Annotated in this window: 30 protein-coding genes and 1 tRNA gene; 13 read left to right on the forward strand and 18 right to left on the reverse strand. The window is 69.2% G+C overall.

All coding sequences use genetic code 11. The features are described from left to right. Positions 1-381: 381 nt before the first annotated feature. Positions 382-792 carry a hypothetical protein gene (locus ACIBQ6_RS44680; protein WP_358284371.1) on the reverse strand — a complete coding sequence of 137 codons (411 nt, stop codon included), beginning with the start codon at positions 790-792 and terminating at the stop codon, positions 382-384. A 424-nt stretch (positions 793-1,216) separates the two neighbouring features. Between ACIBQ6_RS44680 and ACIBQ6_RS44685 the strand changes: the two genes are divergently transcribed. From ACIBQ6_RS44685 to ACIBQ6_RS44715, 7 genes are all read left to right on the forward strand, one after another. Next, positions 1,217-2,131 carry a DMT family transporter gene (locus ACIBQ6_RS44685; RefSeq protein WP_352358898.1) on the forward strand — a complete coding sequence of 305 codons (915 nt, stop codon included), beginning with the start codon at positions 1,217-1,219 and terminating at the stop codon, positions 2,129-2,131. A gap of 139 nt (positions 2,132-2,270) precedes the next feature. Continuing rightward, positions 2,271-3,740 carry an AMP-binding protein gene (locus ACIBQ6_RS44690; RefSeq protein WP_397218880.1) on the forward strand — a complete coding sequence of 490 codons (1,470 nt, stop codon included), beginning with the start codon at positions 2,271-2,273 and terminating at the stop codon, positions 3,738-3,740. A gap of 75 nt (positions 3,741-3,815) precedes the next feature. Beyond that, positions 3,816-4,085: an acyl carrier protein gene (locus ACIBQ6_RS44695; protein ID WP_358284366.1), complete on the forward strand. Its 270-nt coding sequence runs from the start codon at positions 3,816-3,818 to the stop codon at positions 4,083-4,085. Further along, the gene (locus ACIBQ6_RS44700) at positions 4,082-4,456 is read left to right on the forward strand and encodes an ectoine synthase (protein ID WP_352323183.1); all 375 of its coding nucleotides are present in this window, start codon (positions 4,082-4,084) and stop codon (positions 4,454-4,456) included. The genes ACIBQ6_RS44695 and ACIBQ6_RS44700 overlap by 4 nt, the downstream gene beginning before the upstream one ends. Positions 4,457-4,471: 15 nt before the next feature. After that, entirely contained in the window at positions 4,472-5,638 is a 1,167-nt protein-coding gene (locus ACIBQ6_RS44705; RefSeq protein WP_397218881.1) for an acyl-CoA dehydrogenase family protein, read from the forward strand. Next, positions 5,635-6,291: a transglutaminase family protein gene (locus ACIBQ6_RS44710; protein ID WP_397218883.1), complete on the forward strand. Its 657-nt coding sequence runs from the start codon at positions 5,635-5,637 to the stop codon at positions 6,289-6,291. Before ACIBQ6_RS44705 ends, ACIBQ6_RS44710 begins: the two co-directional genes overlap by 4 nt. 34 nt (positions 6,292-6,325) lie before the next feature. After that, positions 6,326-7,690 (forward strand): TrpB-like pyridoxal phosphate-dependent enzyme, encoded by a 1,365-nt coding sequence (locus ACIBQ6_RS44715; protein ID WP_358284361.1) that lies wholly within the window; start codon positions 6,326-6,328, stop codon positions 7,688-7,690. A 62-nt stretch (positions 7,691-7,752) separates the two neighbouring features. Here the strand turns inward: ACIBQ6_RS44715 and ACIBQ6_RS44720 are convergent, their stop codons facing one another. Further along, the gene (locus ACIBQ6_RS44720; protein WP_358284359.1) at positions 7,753-8,124 is read right to left on the reverse strand and encodes a DUF5997 family protein; all 372 of its coding nucleotides are present in this window, start codon (positions 8,122-8,124) and stop codon (positions 7,753-7,755) included. Positions 8,125-8,178: 54 nt separating this feature from the next. On the opposite strand from ACIBQ6_RS44720, the gene ACIBQ6_RS44725 reads away from it, so the two are divergent. After that, the gene (locus ACIBQ6_RS44725; RefSeq protein WP_397218884.1) at positions 8,179-8,916 is read left to right on the forward strand and encodes a LysR family substrate-binding domain-containing protein; all 738 of its coding nucleotides are present in this window, start codon (positions 8,179-8,181) and stop codon (positions 8,914-8,916) included. A 119-nt stretch (positions 8,917-9,035) separates the two neighbouring features. Then, on the forward strand, positions 9,036-9,347 hold the full coding sequence (locus ACIBQ6_RS44730; protein WP_397218885.1) for a hypothetical protein: 312 nt from the start codon (positions 9,036-9,038) through the stop codon (positions 9,345-9,347). Positions 9,348-9,380: 33 nt separating this feature from the next. Here the strand turns inward: ACIBQ6_RS44730 and ACIBQ6_RS44735 are convergent, their stop codons facing one another. Genes ACIBQ6_RS44735 through ACIBQ6_RS44745 form a run of 3 tightly spaced genes read right to left on the reverse strand, consistent with a single transcriptional unit; the run spans position 9,381 to position 10,570 of the window. Then, positions 9,381-9,524, reverse strand: a complete 144-nt coding sequence (locus ACIBQ6_RS44735; protein ID WP_357965512.1) for a hypothetical protein — start codon at positions 9,522-9,524, stop codon at positions 9,381-9,383. 43 nt (positions 9,525-9,567) lie between these two features. Then, positions 9,568-9,714 (reverse strand): hypothetical protein, encoded by a 147-nt coding sequence (locus ACIBQ6_RS44740; RefSeq protein ID WP_352323191.1) that lies wholly within the window; start codon positions 9,712-9,714, stop codon positions 9,568-9,570. A gap of 49 nt (positions 9,715-9,763) precedes the next feature. Then, complete coding sequence (locus tag ACIBQ6_RS44745; protein WP_397218886.1) at positions 9,764-10,570, reverse strand: GNAT family N-acetyltransferase; 807 nt, start codon at positions 10,568-10,570, stop codon at positions 9,764-9,766. A gap of 153 nt (positions 10,571-10,723) precedes the next feature. Between ACIBQ6_RS44745 and ACIBQ6_RS44750 the strand changes: the two genes are divergently transcribed. Continuing rightward, on the forward strand, positions 10,724-12,097 hold the full coding sequence (locus tag ACIBQ6_RS44750; RefSeq protein ID WP_397218887.1) for a hypothetical protein: 1,374 nt from the start codon (positions 10,724-10,726) through the stop codon (positions 12,095-12,097). A 27-nt stretch (positions 12,098-12,124) separates the two neighbouring features. After that, positions 12,125-12,970, forward strand: a complete 846-nt coding sequence (locus tag ACIBQ6_RS44755) for an FkbM family methyltransferase (RefSeq protein WP_397218888.1) — start codon at positions 12,125-12,127, stop codon at positions 12,968-12,970. On the opposite strand, the gene ACIBQ6_RS44760 is transcribed toward ACIBQ6_RS44755, so the two are convergent. From ACIBQ6_RS44760 to ACIBQ6_RS44770, 3 genes are all read right to left on the reverse strand, one after another. Next, the gene (locus ACIBQ6_RS44760) at positions 12,947-13,216 is read right to left on the reverse strand and encodes a hypothetical protein (protein ID WP_358284347.1); all 270 of its coding nucleotides are present in this window, start codon (positions 13,214-13,216) and stop codon (positions 12,947-12,949) included. The two genes, ACIBQ6_RS44755 and ACIBQ6_RS44760, sit on opposite strands and share 24 nt — an antisense overlap. Beyond that, entirely contained in the window at positions 13,213-13,485 is a 273-nt protein-coding gene (locus ACIBQ6_RS44765) for a hypothetical protein (RefSeq protein WP_397218889.1), read from the reverse strand. Before ACIBQ6_RS44765 ends, ACIBQ6_RS44760 begins: the two co-directional genes overlap by 4 nt. Positions 13,486-13,689: 204 nt before the next feature. After that, positions 13,690-15,387, reverse strand: a complete 1,698-nt coding sequence (locus ACIBQ6_RS44770) for a hypothetical protein (protein ID WP_397218890.1) — start codon at positions 15,385-15,387, stop codon at positions 13,690-13,692. Between the two features lie 274 nt (positions 15,388-15,661). On the opposite strand from ACIBQ6_RS44770, the gene ACIBQ6_RS44775 reads away from it, so the two are divergent. Next, positions 15,662-16,501: a hypothetical protein gene (locus ACIBQ6_RS44775; protein ID WP_397218891.1), complete on the forward strand. Its 840-nt coding sequence runs from the start codon at positions 15,662-15,664 to the stop codon at positions 16,499-16,501. Positions 16,502-16,523: 22 nt separating this feature from the next. On the opposite strand, the gene ACIBQ6_RS44780 is transcribed toward ACIBQ6_RS44775, so the two are convergent. Continuing rightward, the gene (locus ACIBQ6_RS44780) at positions 16,524-17,162 is read right to left on the reverse strand and encodes a GNAT family N-acetyltransferase (protein ID WP_397218892.1); all 639 of its coding nucleotides are present in this window, start codon (positions 17,160-17,162) and stop codon (positions 16,524-16,526) included. Between the two features lie 903 nt (positions 17,163-18,065). On the opposite strand from ACIBQ6_RS44780, the gene ACIBQ6_RS44785 reads away from it, so the two are divergent. After that, positions 18,066-18,419 (forward strand): hypothetical protein, encoded by a 354-nt coding sequence (locus ACIBQ6_RS44785; protein WP_397218893.1) that lies wholly within the window; start codon positions 18,066-18,068, stop codon positions 18,417-18,419. A gap of 528 nt (positions 18,420-18,947) precedes the next feature. Here ACIBQ6_RS44785 and ACIBQ6_RS44790 read toward each other — a convergent pair. From ACIBQ6_RS44790 to ACIBQ6_RS44830, 9 genes are all read right to left on the reverse strand, one after another. Then, on the reverse strand, positions 18,948-19,424 hold the full coding sequence (locus ACIBQ6_RS44790) for an NUDIX domain-containing protein (protein ID WP_397218894.1): 477 nt from the start codon (positions 19,422-19,424) through the stop codon (positions 18,948-18,950). Between the two features lie 29 nt (positions 19,425-19,453). Further along, the gene (locus ACIBQ6_RS44795; RefSeq protein ID WP_397218895.1) at positions 19,454-19,756 is read right to left on the reverse strand and encodes a hypothetical protein; all 303 of its coding nucleotides are present in this window, start codon (positions 19,754-19,756) and stop codon (positions 19,454-19,456) included. An 867-nt stretch (positions 19,757-20,623) separates the two neighbouring features. Further along, positions 20,624-20,698, reverse strand: a tRNA-Val gene (locus ACIBQ6_RS44800). Positions 20,699-20,715: 17 nt separating this feature from the next. Continuing rightward, a complete protein-coding gene (locus ACIBQ6_RS44805; RefSeq protein ID WP_358284323.1) occupies positions 20,716-21,657 on the reverse strand; it encodes an ROK family protein in 942 nt (313 codons plus the stop codon). 174 nt (positions 21,658-21,831) lie between these two features. Next, complete coding sequence (locus tag ACIBQ6_RS44810; RefSeq protein ID WP_397218896.1) at positions 21,832-22,161, reverse strand: hypothetical protein; 330 nt, start codon at positions 22,159-22,161, stop codon at positions 21,832-21,834. A gap of 14 nt (positions 22,162-22,175) precedes the next feature. Then, positions 22,176-22,628: a peroxiredoxin gene (locus ACIBQ6_RS44815; protein ID WP_358284319.1), complete on the reverse strand. Its 453-nt coding sequence runs from the start codon at positions 22,626-22,628 to the stop codon at positions 22,176-22,178. A gap of 39 nt (positions 22,629-22,667) precedes the next feature. Continuing rightward, positions 22,668-23,096, reverse strand: coding sequence for a DUF3052 domain-containing protein (locus ACIBQ6_RS44820; protein WP_352321051.1), 429 nt, complete (start codon positions 23,094-23,096; stop codon positions 22,668-22,670). Between the two features lie 118 nt (positions 23,097-23,214). Beyond that, the gene (locus ACIBQ6_RS44825) at positions 23,215-23,622 is read right to left on the reverse strand and encodes a secondary thiamine-phosphate synthase enzyme YjbQ (protein WP_352321050.1); all 408 of its coding nucleotides are present in this window, start codon (positions 23,620-23,622) and stop codon (positions 23,215-23,217) included. Positions 23,623-23,631: 9 nt separating this feature from the next. After that, on the reverse strand, positions 23,632-23,928 hold the full coding sequence (locus ACIBQ6_RS44830; RefSeq protein ID WP_397218897.1) for a DUF1918 domain-containing protein: 297 nt from the start codon (positions 23,926-23,928) through the stop codon (positions 23,632-23,634). Positions 23,929-24,470: the final 542 nt, after the last annotated feature.

Genomic DNA, 24,470 nt, shown 5'->3' on the forward strand with positions numbered 1-24,470 from the left:
TCTGACGCCCCCCTCGCGCCTGTCCGGCCTCGGCGCCACCCTCTTCCACGACCCCACCACAATCCCCGACCTGATAGCCACCCTCCCCTGACCCCCACACCCCCCCCCCCCCCCCCCCCCCCGCCCCGCCCCCCCCCCCCCCCCCCCCCCCCCCCCCGGGCCCGCCGTTGCGGGCGCGAGGATCGCGGCCGGAACCGCGATCGCGCCGGTTCTGAGAAGATTTCGCCGGGACAGCAGCGTCACGTCAGGGCCCCCAAGTCACATCCGTACCATTAGGGGCCGTATCTTACGGACTTTTCGGTCATCCTTGACAAGGATCTGCCAAATCACGCCCGGCCGCAGCCCGGCGACCTCGCCACCGGGCCGGAGCGCCGAACGGGGCTAGACCCGGGTCATCGTGGACTGGTAGCCGCCGCCGGGCCACTCCCAGGCGCCGGAGTTGGTGTCGCCGTCCTCGCTGAACTTGCCGACGAAGCGGGCGGGCGAGCCCTGGTCGCCGTACCAGATGGTCAGCGTGTCGCCGCTGACCTCCCAGGTGTACTTGAGGATCTCGGCGGACTGGCCGAACAGGTGCGACTTGAGGGTCTTGCTCTCCTCGTCGTAGCCGATGTACTCCACGGCCTTGGTGTCGGCCAGGTCGACGTGCTGGACCAGGAAGTTGCCGCCCTCCAGCCATTCGAAGCGCACGGTGCCGGCGTCGGTCGCCTTGCCGTCCTCGACGTTGCTGACCCGCCAGGTGCCGATGAGGACGTCGAGCTGCCGGAGCGCGGGATTGGGGGATTTATCGGTCATGGTGGTTTCCCTCCGTTTCAGGGTGACAGTGCACGGCTTGGCGCGGCGGGACCAACGGCCCGATGCCGTCCGGCGAGGGCCGGTGATTTCGCGGCTGACCTGCGAGGACACCGATCGGCGGCACTCCGGTCGCGCGTCCAGCATCCCTTGGCGTCGAGCTGATTGTCCACTGAAAGAGCACGTTGAAAGAAGCCGCGACACGGGCGCCGTGCGATTCTCGGGAAGAATTGCTTTCGTGCGGGAATTGTCGCGCGGCAGCGAATAGGCTGGAGGATTTTCATGGATTCGCCGTCGGTCTTCCGCAGGCCGCCGGCCCGCATCCCCGGCGCCGCTCCCGCCCTTCTCTCTCCTCCCGCCGCACCGCCGGCCGCTCCCCCGCCCCTCGCCTGAGCAGACCGTCCATCTCGACCCCAAGGAGACGCATGTGAGCCGCCGTGGCTGGGTGCTGTTCGCCCTGATGTCCGTGATCTGGGGCATCCCCTACCTCCTCATCAAGGTCGCGGTCGGCGGCGTGCCGGTGCCCGTGCTGGTCTTCGCGCGCACCGCGATCGGCGCCGCGCTGCTGCTGCCGCTGGCGATCCGCGGCGGGCAGCTGGCGATGGTCCGGCGGTACTGGCGGCCGGTCTTCGCGTTCGCCTGCCTGGAGATCCTGGCGCCCTGGTGGCTGCTGTCGGACGCCGAACGGCGGCTGACCAGCTCGACCAGCGGCCTGCTGATCGCCGCGGCGCCCATCCTCGGCGTGGCGCTGGCCCGCCTGAGCGGCGGCAGCGAACGGCTCGGCCGGGCCCGCTGGATCGGGCTGGTGATCGGCCTGGCCGGCGTCGCCGTGCTGGCCGGGCCGCACCTGGGCGGCGGGGACGCCTGGGCGATGGGCGAGGTGCTGCTGACCGCGCTCTGCTACTCGATCGCCCCGCTCGTCGCCGACCGGCACCTGCGGGACCTGCCCACCATCCCGCTGACCGCTGCCTGCCTCACCCTGGCCGCGCTGGTCTACACGCCCGCCGCGATCTGGACCTGGCCGTCCGCCATGCCGAGCTGGCAGGTGCTGGCGGCGCTGGGCGGCCTCGGCGTGGTCTGCACCGGGCTGGCGTTCGTGGTGTTCGTGGAGCTCATCAAGGAGGCCGGGCCGTCGCGGGCGCTGGTGTCGACGTACATGAACCCGGCGGTGGCCATCGTCGCCGGGGTGCTGATCCTGGACGAGCCGCTGACCGCCCTGATCGTCGTCTCGTTCGCGCTGATCCTGGGCGGCTGCGTGCTGGCCACCCGCGCCGAGGAGGAGCCGCCCGCCCCGGCGGCCGGCCCGCCGGAGCGGGCCGAAGAACTGGAAGTACGGTCCTGACCCGTTCTCGTGGTCGAGGCGTTGCAGGAAGCTGCCGGACGCGGGCAATTAGCTGAAGCCCGCATTTCCGATTTCGCGGTCGCACATCGAACAAAATCATTGGTATCCGGCAACCAAGAAATCGATGGGTGACCTTCCGATGACCACAGAACTGCTCCGCGATTTCATCGCGCACACCGAGAGAGAACCGTCCGCGCCGGCGCTGCGCACCAGGACGGAGAAAGTCAGCTACGCCGAACTGGCCGCCATGGCCGGACGGGCCCAGAAAGAACTCGACGCTTTTGCGCCGGGCCCGGTCGCGGTGCTCGCCCGTAAGTCGCCGCAGGCGGTCGCGCTCGTGCTCGGCTGCCTGGCGGCCGGGCGTCCGCTGCTGCTGCCGCCGATCGACCTCGGCGCGGTCGCGCTCGGCGAGCTGTGCGCGCGGGCGGGCTGCGTCGAGGTGCTGGCCGCCACCCCCGAGGACGCCGCCGAACACCCCGACGTGGTGACCGCCGTGATCGGCGGGCGCGACAACGAGCCCAGCGGCGGGCCGGCGGTTCCCCACCCGGTGGCCGTCGCCGAGCAGGACACCGCGTTCATGCTGACCACGTCCGGCTCGACCGGCACCCCGAAGATCGTCCCGCTGTCGGCGGGGGCGGTGGCGCGGTTCACCGGCTGGGCCGGCGACGCGTTCGGCCTCGGCCCCGGCGAGGTGGTGTTCAACTACGCGCCGCTCAACTTCGACCTGTGCCTGCTGGACGTGTGGGCCACGCTGCGGCACGGCGGCTGCGTCGCCCTGGTCGACCCCGCGCTGGCCGCCAACCCGCGCTACGTCTGCGACTTCTTCGCCGCCTGCGGGGTCACCGTCGTCCAGGGCGTGCCCATGCTGTACCAGCTGCTGGAGGAGGGCGTCTTCCCCGGCGTGCGGCACGTCATCGTCACCGGCGACCACGCGCCGGTCCCGCTGCGCGCCGGCCTGCCGCGCAGGTTCCCGCGCGCCCGGCTGCACAACGTCTACGGCTGCACCGAGACCAACGACAGCTTCTGGCACGAGTTCGACGCCGCCGAGGCGGCCGGGCCCGCCCCCTTGCCGATCGGCCGCCCGCTGCCCGGCGTCGTCGTGGCCTTCGGCCCCGATCTGGCCCCCGTCCCGCCGGACGACGGCGGCACCGAGCTCCTGGTCTGGACGCCCTTCCAGACCGACGGGTACGTGACCCCGGACCCGGCCGCGGCGACCGGCAGGTTCGTGACCGGGCCGGACGGCCGCCGCTTCTTCCGCACCGGCGACCTGGTCCGCCGGGACGCCGCCGGCCGGCTGTTCCTCGTCGGCCGGGACGACTTCCAGCTCAAGGTGCGCGGCATCCGGGTGAACCTGGAGCAGATCGAGCGGGTGCTGCTGGAGCACGACGACGTCCTGGAGGCCGCCGTCGTCCCGGCCGTGGACGGCGCCGAGACCCGGCTCACCGCGTTCGTCCGCGGGACGGGGCCGGGGCGGCTGTCGGGGCTGCGCCTGCGTACGCACTGCGCGATGCGGCTGCCGCGGGCCGCGATCCCGTCCGCCATCAGGCTGGTCGAGCAGCCGTTCCCGCGCACCTCGACCGGAAAGGTGGACCGAAAGCGCATCGGCTGACACGCAAAAGCCTATTGCGGGCACGCGCATTCTCGGAGATGCGACCGCGTGCGCGCGCGTGTGATGCTGCCTTTCGTGGACATCACACACCGCATTAAAGAATTCGTGGTGACCGAGTATCTCCCCGATACTCCGCCCGACGAACTCGAGGCCGACTACGACCTTTTCCGCAACGGGGTCATCAGCAGTCTGGGCCTGTTGAAGCTCATCGGCTGGATCAAGGACGAGTTCGACGTCCCGGTCGACGAGCTGGACATCGCCCCGGAGAACTTCCGGACCGTGGCCGCCATTGACGAATTCGTCGGAAAAGCATTATCAGCACCAGCAGAACGGACACTGCAATGATCATCCGCAAGATCTCTGACGTGACGCCGGTCGAGTGGGGGAACGGGCTGAGCCACCGCTTCCTGGTCGAGCGCGACGGCATGGGCTACTCGCTCACGGACACGATCGTCTGGGCCGGCACCAGCTCCCCCCTCCAGTACCGCAAGCACCTGGAGGCGTGCTACTGCATCAGCGGCCGGGGCGCCGTGATCGACGCCGACGGCCGCCAGCACGTCCTGGAGCCGGGCACCATGTACGCGCTCGACCAGAACGACCCGCACCACCTGATCGCCGACCCCGGCGAGGACCTGCGGCTGATCTGCGTCTTCTCCCCCGCGCTGCAGGGCGACGAGCGCCACCAGCTCGCTGAGGCTGAGTTCTCCCACTACTGACGGATCTGGTCACCCATGGACGAGTGGAGCGACACACACCGCGAGCTCAGGGCCGAGTTCGCGGACTGGTACGAGGTGCTGGGCGAAGGCCACCTGGACGCCGACCGCGACGCCGACCGGACCGCCGGCCTGCCGGCGCACAAGTGGGAGCAGGTGCGCGCCTCCGGGCTGCTGCGCCTGCCGTTCTCGCCGGAATGGGGCGGCCGCGGCCTTGACCTGCTCAGCACCATGTACGTCCTGGAGGGTCTCGGCGAGGGCTGCCGGGACGGCGGGCTGTGCTTCTCGCTCTGCACGCAGATCGTGAGCGCCGGGATCCCGCTGCAACGCTTCGGCAGCCCCGAGCTGAAGGCCCGCCACCTGCCGGGCATCTGCGACGGCACGACGATCACCGCGCACGCGATCACCGACCCCGGGGGCGGCTCCGACGTGCTGGGCATGGGCATGACCGCCAAACCGGACGGCGACGACTGGATCCTCGACGGCGACAAGGTGTTCGTGACCAACGGCCCGGTCGCCGACCTGATCGTGGTCTACGCGGTGACCGACCGCGACCTGGGCCCGTTCGGCCTGACCGCCTTCCTGGTCGAACGGGACACCCCGGGCCTGCTGACCGGCCCGGACGTGCCCAAGATGGGGTTGCGCACGTCCCCGCTCGGCGAGCTGACGCTGCGCGACTGCCGGGTCCCGGCCGCCAACGTGGTGGGCCGGCCCGGCATGGGCTTCACCGTGCTGGAGCACGTGATGCGGTGGGAGATCCTGTGCTCCTTCATCGTCCAGGCCGGCGCGATGCGGCACCGGCTGGACCGCTGCGTCGAGCACGCCTCCCGGCGCCGCCAGTTCGGCCGGCAGATCGGCTCGTTCCAGCTGGTCGCCGGCCAGATCGTGGACATGAAGATCGGCGTGGAGACCGCCCGGCGCTGGTTGTACGACGCCGCGCGCGGCTTCGCCGCCGGCCGGGACGTCGCCACCGACATCGCGATCGCCAAGGTGGTCACCAGCGAGGCGAACGTCAGGTCGGCGCTGGCCGCGATCCAGATCTTCGGCGGCAGCGGCTACCTGACCGGGACCGGGCTGGAGAAGGAGCTCCGGGACGCGGTCGGCGGCACCATCTACTCCGGCACCTCGGAGATGCAACGGATCCGCATCGCCCGGATGCTCGGCCTCAAGGAGTCACACACATGACCGCTGACCTGGCCGCCACGAAGTTCCTGGACGCCGGCCACCCCGTGGTGCGCGAGTTCGCCGAACGGGCCGTCGAGGGCGCCACCACGCCCACCGAGCAGGCCGTACGCCTCTACTACAAGGTGCGCGACACCATCCTGTACGACGTCTACGACATCGACATGTCCCGCGACGGCCTGCGGGCCAGCACGATCATCGCCCGGGGCAGCGGCTTCTGCCTGCACAAGTCGGTGGTGTACGCCGCCGCCGCCCGTGCGCTCGGCATCCCGTGCCGGCTGGCGTTCGCCGACGTGCGCAACCACCTGGCCTCCGGACGGCTCAAGGAGCTCGTCGGCGGCGACGTGTTCCGCTTCCACGGCCTGGTCTCCGTCCAGCTCGAAGACCGCTGGGTGAAGGCCACCCCCGTGTTCAACAAGCTGTTGTGCCGGCTGTACCGCCTGAAGCCCCTGGAGTTCGACGGCACCGCCGACAGCGTCTACCACCCGCACGACGAGGCAGGCCGGCGGCACATGGAGTTCCTGCACTGGCACGGCGAGTTCGACGACTTCCCCTACGAGCTGGTCCTGGAGGGCTTCAGGACGTCCCACCCCGGGCTGCTGGGCGGCCGAGACCAGACCGTGAAGGGCTCGCTGACCGCGGAAGCGGGCGTCTGACATCCATCGACGAAGTCCTTATGAGAGGTATCCGTTGAACGAGACCGTCAAATACACCCTGAACGAGGACGACATCCCGTACACGTGGCTGAACATCGCCGCGGACTTCGGCGAGCCGGCCCCCATCCTCGACCCGGCCACCGGCGCGGCGATCACCCGGGCCGAGCTGTGCAGGACGATCGCCGAGCCCCTGGTGGACCAGGAGCTCAGCACCGAGCCGGAGTTCGAGATCCCCGGCCCGGTCCGCGACATCTACCGCCAGTGGCGGCCCACCCCGCTCTACCGGGCGCGCCGCCTCGAACGCGCCCTCGACACCCCCGCCCGCATCTACTACAAGTACGAGGGCGTCTCGCCGGTCGGCAGCCTCAAGCCCAACTCGGCGGTGCCGCAGGCGTACTACAACAAGCAGATCGGCAAGACGGGGCTGGTCACCGAGACCGGCGCGGGCCAGTGGGGCAGCTCGATCGCCTCGGCCGCGGCCATGTTCGGGCTGAGCGCGCAGGTGTTCATGGTGGGCGTCAGCTACCGGCAGAAGCCGTACCGCCGGGCCCTCATGGAGGCGTACGGCGCGGTCTGCAACTCCAGCCCCAGCCCGCTGACCGCGGCCGGGCGGGCCGTGCTGGCCGAGGACCCCGACCACCCCGGCAGCCTCGGCATCGCCAAGTCCGAGGCCCTGGAGGTCGCCTACGGCAACCCCGACCTGGGCTACACCCGCGGCAGCTCGCTCAACCACGTGTGCGCCCACCAGACCGTCATCGGCCAGGAGGCGATGCTCCAGATGGAGCTCGCCGAGGACTACCCGGACATCGTGGTCGGCCCCTGCGGCGGCGGCAGCACCCTGGCCGGGATGTGCTTCCCGTTCCTGCGCGACAAGCTGCGCCGCGGGCGCGAGATCCGGCTCGTCGCGGCCGAACCGGTCGCCTGCCCCACGCTGACCCGTGGCCGCATCGCCTACGACCACTCCGACGCGGCCCGGCTCACCCCGCTGTCGCGGATGCACACGCTGGGCCACAAGTTCGTGCCGCCGCCCGTGCACGCCGGCGGCCTGCGCGCCCACGACATCTCGCCGCTGATCAGCCGGGCCGTCGAGAACGGGCTGATGGAGGCGGTCGCGGTACGGCAGACCGCCTGCTTCGAGGCCGGCGTGCTGTTCGCCCGCGAGGAGGGCATCGTGCCCGCCCCCGAGTCGGCGCACGCGGTGCGGGCCGCCATCGACGAGGCGCTGCGCTGCCGTGAGCAGGGCCAGTCGAAGGCGATCCTCATCGCGCTGTCCGGGCACGGCCACTTCGACCTGGCCGCGTACGAGATGTTCCAGGCCGGGCTGCTGCCCGACGACGAGCCGACGGACGACGACCTCGCCCACGGCCTGTCCAGCATCCCTGACCTGGCACGCGCCTGACCGCGCGGTGACGCGCGGCCTGCCCGCCGGCGGGCCGCGCCGTCATGTCTGGAACGCGGCGACTAGCGCTGCTTGAGCCGGACGGCTTCCTTGCGGGTCTCCGCCTGGACGGTGCGCTCCCGCTCCAGCCAGTCGGGGTTCTCCGCCTTCAGCGCGTCGATCTCGGCGGTCGTGAGCGGCTCGGTGATCCCGGCCCGCAGCAGCCCCGAGATGGAGACGCCGAGCTTGGCGGCCACGACCTGCTTGGGGTGCGGCCCGTTACGACGCAGGTCGGCGAGCCACGCGGGCGGCTTGGCCTGCAGCTCGTTCAGCTCGTCCCTGGAGACGACGCCCGCCTGGAACTCCGCGGGCGTGGCCGAGAGGAGGACACCCAGCTTCTTGGCCGCCGTCTCGGGCTTCATCGTCTGGATGCTCTTCGGTTTGGACGAGGTCATGCCCCCAAGCCTAGCCAGTCGGGACAGCGTCCCCGACATCGATACCCTGAGGACGTGACTGACGAGAGCGGCGAAGACTTCCGGCTGGCGTACGCGCCCGGCGTGACCCCCGCCAAGTGGGCCGGCGTCTGGGCCGAGAGGCTGCCCGACGTGCCGCTCACGCTGGTCACGGCCCCCACCCCCGAGGCGCTGGCCCTCCTGCGGGGCGGCGGGGCCGACGCCGCGTTCGTCCGGCTCCCGATCGACCGCGAGGGCCTGAGCGCGATCCCCCTCTACGTCGAGACCACGGTGGTCGTGGTGCCGAAGGACCACGCCGTGGCCGCCGCCGACGAGGTGACCCTCGCCGACCTGGCCGAGGAGGAGATCTTCCATCCCCTCGACGACGCCATCGAGTGGGCGTCGCGGCCCGGGCAACCGGCCTTCGCCCGTCCCGCCACCACGGCCGAGGCGGTCGAGATGGTGGCCGCCGGCACCGGCCTGCTCCTGGTCCCCCAGTCGCTGGCCCGCCTCCACCACCGCAAAGACCTCACCTACCGCCCGGTCACGGACGCGCCCCAGTCCCAGGTCGCCCTGGCCTGGCCCACCGACGCGACCACCGACCTGGTGGAGGACTTCATCGGCATCGTGCGCGGCCGCACGGTCAACAGCTCCCGCGGCCGCGCTCCCGCCGCTCCCGCCGGTCCCCAGGAGAAGCAGGCACGACGCCAGCCCCCCAAGCCGGCCGCCCAGAACCGCGCCGGTCGCCGCGCCGCGCCGACGAGCCGCAAGAAGAAGGGCCCGCGTCCCCGCTGACGGCGGCGTCCCGGAGACCGGACAGGGGCTTGACGACGAGGACGGTGCGGCTACTTTCTCTTAAGAAGCTTTCCTAAGAGTGCACTGCCTGACGACCCACTGGAGGTCAGCACATGCGCGTGAGAAAGCACTTGACCCTCCGCCTCGCGACCGTCCTCACCACCGTCCTCACCAGCGTCGCCCTCTTCGGCGCCGCCTCCCCCGCGCACGCCTCCCCCACCGGCTGCACCACCGGCCGGGACGGCAAGACCGCCTGGGCGTACTGCAGCGGCGGTTCCGGCAACTACGCCGTGGTCATCCGCGTCACCCATCCGGACCCCACGGTGGGCTCGTGGCCGGAGGTCGGCCCCTGCGTCTCCCCAGGCCAGCGGTCGGAGTACACGCCGTACCACAACATCCCGTTCACCGTCACGGGCATCACCTACTGCTGAACCCGCACGGGCCGGGCGGCCGGTCTCCTTCGCCTATGTGACGATGAGACCGGCGTCCGCCAGCACGGACATGAACAGTCCCCCGCACAACAACGCGATGGGCCACACCCTCTGGGTGAGGGCGACCAGGATTCCGGCGAGGAGTGCCAGCAGAGCGACGATGGTGAGGGCGTCCATGTGCGTGTTCCTGCCCGTAGGGGGTGGTCTCAGGCGCCGGGGATCAGAGCTGGCCGAGCTTCGGGATGATCTCGCTGAGCACCCAGAGCGCCAGACCGAGTGCGAGCAGGTTGACGCGCGCGCCGCCGATGTTGAAGGCGGACAGGACGAAGCAGGCCAGGGCGAGGATGAGCAGGATGAGAGTGATCATGCCGTGTTCCACTTCTGTAGCTGGGGTGGTCGCACAGCGCTACCCGTGATCATCCGATGTAGGCATGACCGGCGAGTCGGAGGAAGTGGATCGCGGTGTTGGCTCGGCAGCCGATGCGTTCGTAGACCGGCTGCCCGGCCGGCGTGGCGTGCAGGACCAGCCGCCGGTGCCCGCTCCGCCTGCCGCCTTCGTGGATCGCCTTGCGGGTGACGGCCTCGCCGTACCCCTTGCGCATCTCCTCCGGCAGGGTGGCGACCAGCGCCAGGAAGATGGAATGCGGCCCGGCGACGGTGGCGGCGCAGGTCACGGGCCGTCCGTCGCGGTATCCGAGGTAGGCGTGCACATCGCCGCGCCACAGTTGGGAGCCGGCCAGGGCGAGCCTGCCCGCCTCGGGCGGCATGCCGTAGGCGCGTGCGTTGATGTCGCCGTACGCGGCGAGGTGCTCCTCGTTCTCCACCCGCCGGAACTCCAGGTGCGGATGATCCGGCTCGGGCACGGACAGGTCGCCCGCCATGCCCCGGCCCGAGAACGCCGGCTCCAGCCCGGCCTCGGCCGCGCGCCGGAACAGGCTCTGTCGCGCCTGGGGGCTCAACAGATCCTCGAAGACCCACAGATATCCGCTTTCGGACCTGCCCCTCATGAAGGACGCCGCCCGCGCGAGCCGCTCGCCGAGCGCGTCCGCGGGGATGCCCGTACCGGCCAGGGTCACGGTGTTCCAGAAGCCGAAGGGGCTGTCGGCCCACATGTGCACGACGCCGTCGTCCGTACCGATCCGGCCGCCTCTGTCCCGTACCAGCTCGCTCCAGACGGCGACGAGATGATCCCTGGACTCCACGGCCTCTTCGAGCGACGACACAACCGGCCCCTTCCCGAGGAGACACCACGAGCGACCCAAGCGGATCGTACGACGCGGAACCCCCGGCCGGGCCACTATCCATGATGACCTTCCCTGCGGTACCCGGCTGTGCTTCCCTTGGGGGTGGCGACCGAAGGGTGGTATCTCGAAGAGATGAAGCGCGATGACTCCCGCTCCATCAACGCCTTGCGCGCCACGTCCCAATTCGCCGCCTTGGAACCGATCTGGGCCGGCATCAGCTCCACCATGCAGCTGCGGGCCCTGCTGGTGTTCGGGGCGCTCTTCAACGAGCGGGTCTACGTGCATGACACGCAGCTCGTGGACAACCCCCGGGTCGTGGGCGACTTCAGCAGGTCGGACCTGCGGGAGAACAACTTCTACCGCCTGCTCAGAGATCTCGTCGCGGGAGGCGTCGTCGCGGTCGGGCTCCGCGCCCACAACTACCTCTACCAGGAGGACCGGCTCGACCCCTGCGACTCTCTGGCGGACGTCCTGGACAGCTGGAAGCGGAACAGCCCCGACGGGAAGGGATGGGTCGTCTCGCCGGTCTCGGCCGCCCGCGACCGCATGATCAGGGAACTCGACGGCGTTCTCGCCGGAGACGGTTCCGTCGTCGTCCGCTATGACTATGTCACCGCCAAGGACGACTTCATGCGGCAGGTCCGCGAGGCCGCCAACTCGCCTGACTCCGTCCTGACCGGCCTGCTGTCGGCGCAGCCGATCGAACTGAGAAGACGGTACGACGACATCCTGTCGAGGCCGCGGTTCTCCCACACCCCCATCTTCGCGCTGCTCCACGACTCCGGCCTGCCGGTGAGCAGCGAGCTGATCCAGATCCACGGCCTCTTCGACGAGACCGCGCACGCACGCGCGTTCAACGCGAGGATCATGGGCTCGGACTGGAACTCCGGGGACGCCACCGGCCTCGCCGAGGCCGTCCTCACCGGTGCGCAGCGTGCGCCCAGCCGGCCGGATCCCCAGTTCGACGTGCGGGAGCTCGTCGAGACGGCCTATCGGATGGTCGAGGGTCCGCCGCCCGACCTGCTGGCCATGCTCCGTTTCGAGGAGATCGTCGAACTGCGCGAACAGGCCAGGGAGCTGTTCGAGATCCAGTCCTACCTCGAAGTCTCGAACGCCCATGACGCGGACGACGTGCTGGCCGCGGCCCTGGCCGACTGCGCCGCCGACTACTGGCAGCGCATCTGCGACCACATCCGGGCGACGCGTCCTCATCTGGCGGTCAAACCCACGAAGCTCGGCATCTTCCTGCGCAGGAAGATGCCCGGACTGGCGAAGGTCGCCGAACGGTTCGCGATGACCGGCCTGTCGACGCTCACCGAAGTGGCGGTCAACGCGGTCCCGCTGGTCGGGGGCCTGCTGGGCGAGGAGGCGAAACACAGCATGCTGCGGCGGGCCAACCTGGAGTTCGTCTTCTTCACGGACTCCTCGCGCATGCGGGAACTCAGGAGCTACTACCCGCACCGAAGCTGGATCTCCTCCGACGCGAGAACGATCACACGTGGGTGAGCGCGGAACACCTCCCCGGGAGTCCTGATGTCGACGACACCTTCCCTCTCGCAGCGCGACGGACTCACCTGGGCCCTCCGGCCCGCCAGCGGTGACCGCGTCGGTCCGGGGCCGCACGAGCAGGACATCTGGCGCCTCCTGCAGTCCTTCGCCGAGCCGGGCTCGGCCTTCCTCGACGTCGGCGCCCACGTCGGCCACTACGCCCTACGGATGGCCAGGGCCTTCACGACGGTCATCGCCGTCGAGCCGAACCCCGTCGCACTGCGCGCGCTGCACCACAATCTGCAGCTCAACGAGATCGGCAACGTCGACGTCCACCCGGTGGCCGCGCACGACTCCGGAGCACGACTGCGACTCTGGGACCCCTACGACGTCACCGCCGGCCCCTGCACCCGTACGCTCGCCGCCGGCGAGCCGGCGACCATCCCCGCCGACTGCGTCACTTCCACCCTCCACCACGGCGAGGAGGGGTACGGCGCGTTCCTCGGGGAGGCCGACGGCCTGCCGATCGACGTCATGGCCTCCCGGTCCCGGGAGAGGATCCGGCTGGTCAAGATGGACATCGAGGGTCATGAGGGGAGGGCGCTGGCGGGCGCGGCGGAGACGATCGCCCACCACCAGCCGGCGCTCCTGATCGAGATGCACGACTCCATGTACGGCGCACACATCAGGGAGGAGGTGATCGAGCAGATCATCCGGCACGACTACGCCTGGTGCGACTTCTCGCTCTACCAGCGATCGAAGATGACCCGGTCGGACATGTGCCCCTACGTCTACGCCGAGCCGGTCAGCACGCGGCGGATGCGGGACGTCCGCGACTTCGCCGTCCGGGCGAACGAGGGCGCGGCGTCACGCTGGGTGACGACTCCGTGAGACGGTCAGGATCACCAGGCTCATCTCGTCGTGCCGCACCCAGCACAGGGCCTCGAAGTCGCCCATCTCCGCCTTGAGCAGGCCCGCTTCCTTGTCGATCGTGCGCAGCAGGCCCGAGTCGAGGTCGGTGGAGAGATACTCCAGGCCGTTGAGGACGAACGTGGCGGCCATCGGCTCCGCGGCGTGCACGGCACGGATCTGCCGCACCGCCGATGACGAGAGCTGGATCTCGTAGTAGCCCTTCATGAGGCAAGCTCACGGCGCAGGTCGCTGAGCCGCATCGTCTCCATGCCGGCTTCGAGCTCCGCGATCAGCCTGAGCCCCGACAGCCGGTCAGCGGCGTCCTGGGCCTCGTTGAGCAGCTCGACGCCGGCGGCGGCCACCTCGTAGGGCACCACCGCGGCCACGAGGCGGCCGTCCTGCTCCAGCAGGACGACCTCTCCCGCCGTCGCCTGGTCAATGGCTTCCTGGACGGCGGCCGCGGTGGCGGGGATCCGCAGCGTGCGATTTCGCATGGCAGGTGGCTCTCCGTTCACGGACTGCGCAGCCCCTTCGGCTTAAGAGCCCTTACCCCGGGGACCTCCACCACAATACTTCGCCGCCGCTACGGAGAAGTCGCAGTCAGTGCACATCGACCTGGCGATCGGACAGTGTTCCCGCCCGGCCCGTGCCGCATCCGCTCCTTGCCGCTGACCAGCCCCGGCTCGCCCGGCCTCGGATCAGGACTTCAGCTTCAGCCTCTTCCTCGACGTGCCCGGGAACACGACGACCAGGTGCTCCTCCCCCGCCTCACCGATCCGCACGTGGACACGGATCCGGTAGCGGCCCTTCCCGGCGATCGCCAGGTTCGGCATCGGGGCGCCCGCCCCCACGTCGCCGCCGTCGGCCATCTCGGGCACCGCGAGCCGGCCGCCGCGGCTGACGACCGGCACCTCGTGGACCTGATCCCACCCGGCGGTCCGCAGTGGCGGCGCGGCGCGGAAGGCCTTCACCGTGAGGCACAGATCGACGACGTCCTCGACGTGCCCGATGAGCGCCGTGCCGCCGGCCACCCCGATGAGGGCGCCGTCTTCGTAGGACCGGGCCGTGGCCAGCCCCGCCTCCTCCATGGCCGACTCGCCCTCGCCGTCCTGGACCAGATATCCGGGATCGCCGTCGACGAACAGGAAGTACTTGGCCGTGGCCTGGACGACACCCTTCGTCCGGGGCCACGGGTCCCGGCACGTCGCGTTCTCCCCGGCGATGTGGGCCGCGTTCGCCGCCGCCTCCTCCGCCGTCGACCGCAGCAGGTCGGGGCGGGTGGCGCCGACGATCTCCGGGCAGACGTAGACGAGCTCATCGGGGTCCACCCGCCAGGCCGCGCGGGCGCTGCCGGCCCGCGTCAGGATCGCCTCCTGCTCGCCGGCGTCCTTGGCACGGCACAGTGCCCGTCCGTACGCGAGGACCGCCTGGTCCGACGTGGTGTCGGGGAACATGGGCGGAGTCGCGCCGTCTGTGCTCCGCGCCCGGCACAGGAACACGGCGTCGCGTTCCGCGGGCTGCACGTCGCCGAAGCTGGGCCGGTCGTAGCAGTCCGCCGACCCGGCGGTGTAGGTCAGGCGCGCGTCCCGCTCCGGATTGATCAGTACGACGGGCGACAGCACGGCGACGGCCGCCACCGCGACGCGGAACCCGCGCCGCCGGACGGACGGAAGATCCGCCGGGCGGCCCTCGGCGGGCAGCTCACGAGCGGTGGCCGCGATCCACACGGTGGTGACGAGCCCTATCGCGTCCATCGCGATCACCATCGCCAGACCGCCACCGAAGGGTCCTCCGACGAGGAGGTTGAACGGGATCGCCAGCGCGTAACCGCCCACCGACGCCACCCCGGCGATCAGCGTGCCGCGGCTCCAGCGGCCGTCACGCCACTGCCCGAGGACGGTGACGAGGGTCGCCAGCACTCCACCCCCGATCAGGACCGCCTGGATGACACCGCCCGGTCCGAGCTCCGGGAGGTCGAGGTCGTCGAGCAGGTCGTCGGCCGCCCCGGCCAGCTCGACCGCGAACAGCACTCCGGCCGCCCCGCGCAACAGGCGGGACCGCCACCGGATGACGAGCAGGTAGAGGATGTCGATCGCGGCCCACAGAACGAGCGTGAACGCCGCGTCGACCGTGTCCGGGAGCAGCGCGATCGGGAACCACAGCACGAGCGCGTGGGCCACCGCCAGGTACAACAGCCGGCGCAGCGCCCTCTCCCCGCGGTCCAGCGGCCCCCGTTCCGGGGTGCGCAGAATCAGCCACAGGAGCGCCGCCTTCACCAGGGCGGCCCCGAACAGCGCAAGACCGACCGAGGCGTCGGACCCGTCGGCCGTGTAGAGCTCGCCGAAGGTCGGCGGCGACCACTCGGCGGCCACCCAGAGCCAGGTGTCGCCGAGCACCAGCCCCGCGACCGCCGCCAGAAGAATCAGACTTACTAATCCGATCCTGATAAACCGCCATAAATGTTCCGAAGACACGGCACGCGATCTTAGTGCGATCTTGGTGCGGCACTCCTACACCGGCCGGCACGACTACACCGGCCGCCACGGCTACACCGGCCGGCACGGCGGAACAAACGATGCCGTACCGGTGTCGGCCAGGCGCCCCCATTCACCGGACGATCTGATTTGATCATCACTGTTCGACCGGCATCGGCACGCACGGGAGACCGCCTTGACCGCAGACAGCCGCACCAGGAATTCACGCAGAACCGGGTACGTCATCGTCGTCATACTCGTTCTGCTCGCCTGTCTGGCCGAAGGCGTGCACCTGTTCGGCGGGCGCGCTGAACGCATGCGCGAGGTTTATGGCGGCGCCTTTCAGGTGGCGCATCCGGAGTACGACGTCATCGTGGGCCACGAGGTGGGTGTGGGCCCCCTGTCGATGGGCGTGACGGTCAGCACTTTCGAGACGCATCCGAGTCTGCGAGGTCGTCCAGCACACGAAGAGATAGTGACCGACGTGCTGGGCACGACCTCCGCTCCGGCCGTGCCGGAGGCGATGATGAGCCCGTTGCTGCGCTCGTTCCACGGCGGCGAGGGAGTGGACGAGCCGGCCAAAAGCCAGGCCCGCCAGGCGATTGCGGCCCTGGGCAGGAATGACTTCTCCACCGCCGTCGTGGAACTGACCGCCCCCATGACCGAGAACGAACTGACCACCACCCTGGGCGTGCGAGGAATCCGATCGGACGCCGTGTTCCTGTTCCTCTCCCGATCGCGCGGGGACGCCGACAAACCGGTCTACTGGCGGTCGTGCGCGGTCTATGAAACCGAATGCGAGAACACGTCACCGATCGGGCTGTACAGACGTTGGGCGGCCAAGTTGCAGTGGACCGACGCGCTGAACCTGAAGTCGTTCGGGCTCGATCTCCGCCGTTTACGTCAAGCGGCACATGAAGGCAGGATCTATGGATTGGTCGTCTACGGACACTCGAAACCGGCACTCGCCGAGCTGATCGGAAAACCCGGGGTACGCACGATCAAAATCGTTGGCTCATCTCGCAGAGGGCCATGACCACCCCGCTCGGCGCCCCGCCTCAGAACGACAGCTTGAACCCGTCGTGACTGCGGACGAAGCCGAGAGAGTCGTAGAAACGATGGGCCTCGGTGCGTCGCTTGTTGCTGGTGAGCTGGACCAGGGTGCAGCCGCGGGCGCGTGCCCGCTCGATCGCCCAGGTGAGCAGTTCGCGCCCGAGCCCTGCCCCACGTCGATCGGCACGCACCCGGACCGCCTCGATGAGCGCCCGCTCCTGCCCGTGTCGTCCCAGGCCAGGGATGTACGTCAGCTGGAGGCAGCCGACGACCGTACCGTCTCCCTCGTCCATAACGATCATCTCGTTGCGCTCGTCGGTGTCGACGGCCTTGAAGGTTCGCTCGTACGCCTCGTCGACCTCAACCGTCCGGGGATCGACCACGGTGTCCTCATCAGCCAGGAGCGCGATGATCGCGGACAGATCCCGGCGCGTCGCAGTACGAATCGTCACGCCACAGAGCATGCCAGCCACCTGAGCCCCGTCGAGCACCACGCCGCCGCCGCTGACGCAGAGATCGGGAAGAGCTCCCGCACCGACTGATCCCCCGTTGACGGCACGAAGCCTCGTTGCCACAAATGGAAACGGGGCTGCCCCCTGGCGCTTGTCGTCCCCCTGGCTGAGCCAGACGTCTTCCCGGCTCAAGCCTCGCCATGAAATGATCCACTGCGGTTGGATCCACGTAAGGACTGGCATGTCTCCCAGAGCGATGGCGTTTGTCGCCTTCATGTTAATCGGCTCGGGCATTCTCACCGGCCTGATGTCCGTTACGTCAGGCGGTGAATCTTGCGGCTCGGCCTTTGTCGGAGTTACCTGGACGCAACTCGATCCGTCCTCCGCCTTGGCCGACAGGCTGCACCATTTGGACAACTGCACAGACCTGCGGAGCCTCGTCAGGATTCCCGCGACCGTACTGATCGCTGCGGGTGGGGCCTCGTTGTTCGCTGCCTTCCTTTCACGGCGACGCGTATCCCTTTCACGCGGATAGGGTGGCCGACCACCAGGAGGGCACCCCTTCCAGCGTGCGCAGATGCCAAGGATGTTCTACGCGATCACGAGGATGACCTTGCGATCACACAACTAACCACACCGTCGCAGACGCGCTGAATTGCCGGCTGACCAACGGGCGCCCACGTTGGCCCGGGCGGAACCCGTCCCGAGGGCGGCCGCGAGCGGCTGGGATCACAAAAATTCGCCGAGCCTACCAGTCGTACATCGTGGAGTTCTACAAGCGATACGACTTCGGAAACGGCCGCGAGAATCGCGGCCCGGACCCCCGAGTTCGAGACTCCCAGCGTGCGATCTCGAATCTGCACACAGTCGGGCCGGCTCGGGGTTTCACTCTCTACGGGTCGATACGGTCGACCCGGGCCACGCCTGACATAAACCCACAGGATGCACGGTGCGGTGTCATGTCGGAGTCTCTCCGCCCTGGAGCCCGAAATTACGCGATTGCAGGACTTGAGCGGTCCTGTCGTGTAACGGTGCAAACCGCACCCGCTGTCGACGCGTCTTACGCACGCACCCCTACTCCCTCAGGAGCCCCACATGGCGTATCCCGGCCCGCAGGACCAGGACGGCCAGCCGTATCCCCACCAACCATCACAGCCGTACGGGCAGCACTCTCATCAGCCGCCTCTGCCAGCCCCGGCAATGCGCAACTGGGCAGGTGTCGTCGGCCTCTGCCTCGGCATCCTCGCCCTCCTGCTCGACGTGACCATCGGGTTGGCCCGCGTCGGGATCTGGGTGTCGTACGTGGCCATCTTCATGTCGGGGTTCGGCATGGCCAAGGCTCGCGTCGGGACAGCCACCAATCGAACCCTGCCAATCGTCGCGATGCTCCTGAGCGCGACAGCGTCGGCGCTGGCCATCGTCGTCCAGTCCATCTGGCACTCTGTCTGAGCACCGACCGGACCTACAGGTGACGCGGAACAGCAGCCCCGGAGGGCTCTCCGTGTACTCGCTCTTCCTGCGCTCCAGAGGAAAGCAGGCGTGGCACCGTATCGGGGGTGCAGCCTCGTACCTACCTTCGCTTTTCGGGTCGGTCGTCTTCGGGGGAGGGCCAGCCCACAGCCAGTGCATTCGCCGTTCTCCGTTCCGCCGATGAGCCTTGCGTATATGACACGCACGCTCCTGGCCCGAACTGCCCGAGCCGCGAACCCCTGCCGATAGCAAGATCGCCGACGCCATGAACGCAAAGATCAAGGAAAGCCCTCGCACCGGCTAATGGCACGAAGCCCCGTTTCCGCGACGGGAAAAAAGGGGCTGTTCTACGAGGTGGGCGGTACTGGGTTCGTACCAGTGACTCCTCGCTTGCAAGGCTCGCCGCAAGAGGGTGGACCTCGGATGATTCGGGGCCCCACCTCGGCGAACGTTCCGCCCTGGCCCTCGATCGTCCACGCTCGTCCTGGGCCGTTGTCACTCAGATAGTCACTCAGTGGGAGCGGCCTGGCCATGCTCCAGATAAACGGTCCTGCCAAGCTCACGTGCAATGGCGGCGGCCTTGACGCGACGGGCAAGCCTTTCGATCAAAAGCCCGTCCAGTTCCTCGACGGGATGAAACTCATAGGCGCTCAGCTCGTTGTCCACGAACCTGATCTGCTTGAGCAACTCGCCGCCCAAGGTGCCGCCATCGAACACGAACAGGACCTTGTCGCCCTCCTTAGGGAGAGGCGCCCAATCGACCACGAGGAGGCGACCGATGGCCGGCCGAATGCCCAGTTCCTCTTGCACCTCTCGAACGCACGCCTCATACGGGGTCTCCCCCGGCTCGACGTACCCACCCGGGATGTCCATGGAGGGCTTGTACGTAGGACGGACGAGAAGCACACGGCCACTGTCATCGAAGAACAGCGCGCCAGCGGCGGCACGGGCCTGGGCGAACGGCGGAGCTTCCTGATCGTTCACAGCCCGACCTTACGCCACAGGGACTGCCTTCACACGATGTGCAGTCGCCGGGCGAGAGCTGCGAGTTGGAAACTGGGTTTGCCCTTCTGCCTTCTGATCCACGACATCGTGAGCTGGCGACTGAGGTAGTGATGGCGCACCTGCTCGGGAGCGATCGTCTCGGCCTCCAACAGCGCGGCCATCGCGTCGTCGGTACGGTTCCACAGGCTCAAGGCATGCGCCACGGCCAGGCCATGACGAGCGCGACGTTCGATCGGAAGCCCGCTGGTATCCAGCTTCGGCCCGAGCTCCACAGCCACCTGGATGTCCCCCAGCTCGATCGCCGTGGCCACCTGATGGATAAACGTTCGTCGGCCCGAACGCGGTCCAGACATGGTTGGCGTCACCGCCGAGCCGCACCGCCGCTTCCTGCGCCTCGGCGAGGAACGCGCGTGTCGTGCTGCGGTCGTCGTCTCGCGCCGCCGCCATCGACCCGGCGAGGTACAGCGTGCCGTACACCGAAAGCAGCTCAGCCGTGAGGCTGTCACGAGCTGATCACCGGATTGCCGTGCGAAGGACAGTCCCCGCTCAGCGGCGATCCAGGCGAGATCAGCCTCACCCGCCTTGGCCAGGATGCTGGCAGCCGCGTGGTAGACCCGCCCGAGCACTCCCAATCCGGCCATGCGCGCGCCACCGTTCGCTGCGCGCGCAGCATGATGCGCCTCTCCCAGGAGTCCGGGCAGAGTCCGGATCACGTAGCTGTACCGGGCTCCCTGGTACGCCCGCCACACCTTGGCAAGGGCACGTCGCAGGTCGGCCCGATCGGAGGGTTCCGCGTTCTCCACGAGCCCGGCCATCGGCGAGAGCTGCCGACTGAAACGGCCCTGCCCCACGCCGGGCACCACCACAGGCAGCAACCCCGGTGAATCGATGGCAACTCGCCCCGGACCGCGCACCTCCAGGCCCGAGCACCGGAAGCGAGGCGGCAGAAACTTGGAAGCTCATCGTCGAGGATGCCGGCCAACGTGCGGTGGCGGGCACGAACGGCCCCCCGCTGCACACGCAAGCCCGCCAAGCGGGCCGACGGCCCCGTGGCGCCAAGGCTCATGCCACCTGGCTACCGGTGGCTGAGCCTGGTTACCGAGACCGTCTACCGGCACCAGATCCGGGACTTAGTCACTCGGGCGCCGTTTTCAAGACCAGAGATTGTACGTTTACGCTGGTGGGCGGTACTGGGTTCGAACCAGTGACCCCTCGCTTGTAAGGCGAGTGCTCTACCGCTGAGCTAACCGCCCCCTGATCGGCACTAACCTTACGACACCAGAGGGGCCGATCGCACATTCACCGTCCAGCCGGGGCCCAGTTCGGGGCGGCCGGCGGCTCGCCAGCCCAGCAGGGCGGCGCCCAGCATGCCGGCGTCGACGCCCAGCGCGGCCGGGACGAGCGGAGGCGCGTCGCGGAAGGCCAGGCGCTTGACCAGGCGGGTACGTACGGGATCGAAGAGGGCGGGACCGGCCTCGGCCAGACCGCCGCCGAGGACGATCACCGACGGGTCCAGCAGCAGCGTGTACGTCGCCAGGGCGAGCGACAGGGCCTCCACGGCCTCGTCCCACACCTCGATGGCGATGGGGTCGTCGGAGGCGACCACCTGCTCGGCGCGTACGCCCTCCACGCCCGCGCGCTGGCTGTAGCGGCGGCCGACCGAGGCCGCCGAGGCGTACGTCTCCAGGCAGCCGAACTGGCCGCACGCGCACTGTTCGCCGTCGGGGAAGACGGGGGTGTGGCCGATCTCGCCGGCCCAGCCGGAGGAGCCGCCGTACGGGTCGCCGTTGATGATCGAGGCTCCGGCGATACCGGTGCCGATCGGGAGGAAGAGGAAGTCGGAGACGCCTCTTCCGGCGCCGAGGATGCTCTCGGCCAGACCGCCCGTGCGGACGTCGTGGCCCAGCATGACGGGGATGTCCAGGGTGGTGAAGTTCGAGGCGGGGACGTCACGCCAGCCCAGGTTCGCCGCATAGAGGGCCGCGCTCTCGGACACCAGCCCCGGGACGGCCAGACCGACGCCTGCCGGTTCCCCGTCGCCGGAGGAGGCCAGGTGGCCGATGAAGTCTGAAATGGCGGACACGACCGCCTCAGGGCCCTCCTCGCGAGGAGTGTGGCGCCGCTCGCTCAGCAACACCTCACCGGACTCGCTGACCAGGCCGCCCTTCATGGACGTGCCACCGACGTCGAGCGCGACGACGAACGAACTCATAGCGGACACGAAAGGAGACGATAGCGCAGGTCAGCAAATGTCTGAAAAGGCGCTTGAGAATCTCTCAGCTGGACGGAGGGCGCCGCGCCGCGATCCAGGCCGGCGACACCAGGGCCCTGAACTGGCGATCAACCACACGACGCCTGGGCCTCGAACTCAAGATCACCCAGGCGGTCAGGCCCTGCCCAGCACCCGGTTGAGCGCCGCCTCGACCTCCGCCGACAGCCCGGGCGGAGCCCCGGACCCCACGTACGCCCCCTGCTCCTCGAACCCCTTCGGCTCCCGGGCCTGCCGGACGGCGCCGCAGCCGCGGCACTCGATCTCCCCCAGCCGGCAGATGAGCGCGGTGGACCCGCAGGTGGCGCAGGAGTCGAGATCGAGGTCGTGCAGCCGTTGACAGTCCGGGCAGATCAGCACCTGGGACTCGTTGCGCACCCCGCGCTGCCACGGGCTGGCGCCACGGACCGGGTCGGTCTGCCGGGCCCCGCATCGGTAGCAGGGCATCGTTCCCTCCGAAGTCAGGAAATGTCGGCGAGTGCCTTCACGTAGTCGGCGACGTCACGTGCCGAGGAGATCGGACTGATCACCGACCACCGGATCACGCCCTCGCCGTCGATGACGAAGGTCCCCCGACGTGCGAGCCCCTTCGCCTCATCGAACACACCGTACGCCTGGGCGACCTGTCCATGTGGCCAGAAATCGGAGAGTAGGGCGAATCCGTAACCTTCCCGATCGGACCAGGCACGCAAGGCGAACACGGAGTCGACCGACACGGCGAGCACCCGCGCGTCGAGAGGCTGGTCGCGCAGCGCGGTGAGCTCGCCCTCGCAGATCCCGCTGAAGGCAAGCGGATAGAAGACCAGCACGACCTTCTCGCCCCGGAACATGGACAGTCTCACCGGGGCGCCGTGCTGGTCCTGCAGCTCGAAATCCGGAGCCAGTGCGCCGACCTCGGCAGGATGTGCGTTCACAGCCCACCATCCTGCCGTATCGGCCGGCCTCGGAGTTTCCTAACGTCGGCCCTTCGGGGCGACGAGCCTGGTCCCGGACCAGTCGGGTGCGGCTGAGATGCTGCTGGTCTGCGAGAGACCCGCGGTAGCGGCATCCTCCCCGATGTCGCTCGGCTCCACGTGGCCATCGCGCCCGGCCTTGGGAGTCAGCAGCCAGATCTGGCCGGCTTCGGCGAGTGCTCGCATGGCGTCGCTGAGGGCGTCGAAGAGGTCCCCGTCGCCGTCGCGCCACCACAGCAGCACCACGTCGACGACGTCGTCACTCTCCTCGTCCAGCAGCTCGTTGCCGGTCAGGTCCTCGATGGAGTCGCGAAGCTCGTCGTCGACGTCCTCGTCCCAACCGATCTCCTGCACCACCTGACCCGGCTTGAGGCCGAGTCGTTCGGCCAGGCCGCGCTCGCCCTGCGCCTGACCCGCGGTCGCGCTCACGTTTATCCCTCCTGCTTGAGTGGCCCCGCTCTATGCGGTTTATCGCTTCGGCACAGTCCACACGCTGTGACCCTCAGTCGTCAACGGTCGCCACGGGTACGGCCGTAGTCGGCCAGAATCAATCTGACAAAAACGACAGGCGAACCTGGCGTTGCGTGTTGTCGACATTGAGGTCGACCAGCGCGACGGACTGCCATGTGCCCAACGCCATTCTCCCGCCCAGCACGGGGATCGTGGCGTACGGCGGGATCAGCGCGGGCATGACGTGTGACCTGCCGTGACCGCGCGAACCGTGGGCATGACGCCAGCGGTCGTCGGCCGGGAGCAGGTCACGCAGCGCGGCGAGCAGGTCGTCGTCGCTGCCGGAGCCGAGCTCCAGCAGCGCCACGCCCGCGGTCGCGTGCGGCACGAAAACGTGCAACAGGCCGTCTTCTCCCTGCGCGCGCACGAATTCAGCGCATTCAGCGGTGATGTCGTGCACGGTCTCGCGTGAACCCGTGGCCACGGAGATGATTTCTGATCTCACAGGGAAATCCTACTGAGGCACAACGACCGCATCAGGGCCGGGAAAGACCAGCCCGGTGTGGCCGTCGTCGAACCGCACCATGTACGGAGGCTCGCCGTCCGTGCCGTGGACCTCGGTGATGACGCCGCTCCGCTCCTTTTCGCCGACGGTGTTGCCGTGCATCAGGAGCCGGTCTCCTGCCGTCGCATTCATACCTTCCACATTGGTACGACGAACGGCCCGAGAAAAGAGCGGATGCCCGGGACGGCGATTTTTTGCCCGGTCTTCATAGGGGCCGAAAATGATGACCGAAACGTTACGCGGCACGGGCGCGGCGTTTCAGCCGGCACGGCCGGACCGTGGTCGTCGGATCACCTGACCACCACGGCGTTACGGCTGGTCAGGGGCAGGACGGCGGGGTCGCGTCCGGCTCTGTCGCCTGATGGTTCCGATATGGCCTCATTTCGGCAGCGGCCCGGCCGAGGGCCGTTTGTGCACTTGCGCGGAGGCAGCGGCGGGATGCGCGACAGAGGGTCGGCTCGACAAGAGAGACAAGGAGAGAGGCGTCCAGGGAGCCGGCCACACAGCTCCGGGCGAGCCGACAGGATGCGGGCCCGGCTTCGCGACGGCCCGACGCTCCCTGAGTGCCCAGGAGGTCACCCTCCGCGTTCTCCAACGGGACACACACGAGACAAGGCCGCACGGCCCGCGGCCCGCCCGAGACCGCCGTCCGCCGTCCGCCGTCCGCCGCGATGGCGATGGCGATGGCTCCGAGAGGGGCTCCGAGAGGCGGGTCCGAAGCGCGTACAGAAGCAAGGAGAAGAGGTGTGCGCCTCGGCCCTCCCGGCGGACGCCGCCCCGCCCGCCCC

This window comes from Nonomuraea sp. NPDC049655 (assembly GCF_044465465.1).
Lineage (GTDB): Bacteria > Actinomycetota > Actinomycetes > Streptosporangiales > Streptosporangiaceae > Nonomuraea.

Excerpts from the sequence above, each read along its gene's own strand:
- ACIBQ6_RS44680 (WP_358284371.1), bottom strand. The coding sequence starts at position 792 with ATGACCGATAAATCCCCCAATCCCGCGCTCCGGCAGCTCGACGTCCTC.
- ACIBQ6_RS44690 (WP_397218880.1), top strand. The coding sequence starts at position 2,271 with ATGACCACAGAACTGCTCCGCGATTTCATCGCGCACACCGAGAGAGAA.
- ACIBQ6_RS44700 (WP_352323183.1), top strand. The coding sequence starts at position 4,082 with ATGATCATCCGCAAGATCTCTGACGTGACGCCGGTCGAGTGGGGGAAC.
- ACIBQ6_RS44705 (WP_397218881.1), top strand. The coding sequence starts at position 4,472 with ATGGACGAGTGGAGCGACACACACCGCGAGCTCAGGGCCGAGTTCGCG.
- ACIBQ6_RS44710 (WP_397218883.1), top strand. The coding sequence starts at position 5,635 with ATGACCGCTGACCTGGCCGCCACGAAGTTCCTGGACGCCGGCCACCCC.
- ACIBQ6_RS44720 (WP_358284359.1), bottom strand. The coding sequence starts at position 8,124 with ATGACCTCGTCCAAACCGAAGAGCATCCAGACGATGAAGCCCGAGACG.
- ACIBQ6_RS44735 (WP_357965512.1), bottom strand. The coding sequence starts at position 9,524 with ATGGACGCCCTCACCATCGTCGCTCTGCTGGCACTCCTCGCCGGAATC.
- ACIBQ6_RS44740 (WP_352323191.1), bottom strand. The coding sequence starts at position 9,714 with ATGATCACTCTCATCCTGCTCATCCTCGCCCTGGCCTGCTTCGTCCTG.
- ACIBQ6_RS44750 (WP_397218887.1), top strand. The coding sequence starts at position 10,724 with ATGAAGCGCGATGACTCCCGCTCCATCAACGCCTTGCGCGCCACGTCC.
- ACIBQ6_RS44755 (WP_397218888.1), top strand. The coding sequence starts at position 12,125 with ATGTCGACGACACCTTCCCTCTCGCAGCGCGACGGACTCACCTGGGCC.
- ACIBQ6_RS44760 (WP_358284347.1), bottom strand. The coding sequence starts at position 13,216 with ATGAAGGGCTACTACGAGATCCAGCTCTCGTCATCGGCGGTGCGGCAG.
- ACIBQ6_RS44765 (WP_397218889.1), bottom strand. The coding sequence starts at position 13,485 with ATGCGAAATCGCACGCTGCGGATCCCCGCCACCGCGGCCGCCGTCCAG.
- ACIBQ6_RS44785 (WP_397218893.1), top strand. The coding sequence starts at position 18,066 with ATGGCGTATCCCGGCCCGCAGGACCAGGACGGCCAGCCGTATCCCCAC.
- ACIBQ6_RS44805 (WP_358284323.1), bottom strand. The coding sequence starts at position 21,657 with ATGAGTTCGTTCGTCGTCGCGCTCGACGTCGGTGGCACGTCCATGAAG.
- ACIBQ6_RS44810 (WP_397218896.1), bottom strand. The coding sequence starts at position 22,161 with ATGCCCTGCTACCGATGCGGGGCCCGGCAGACCGACCCGGTCCGTGGC.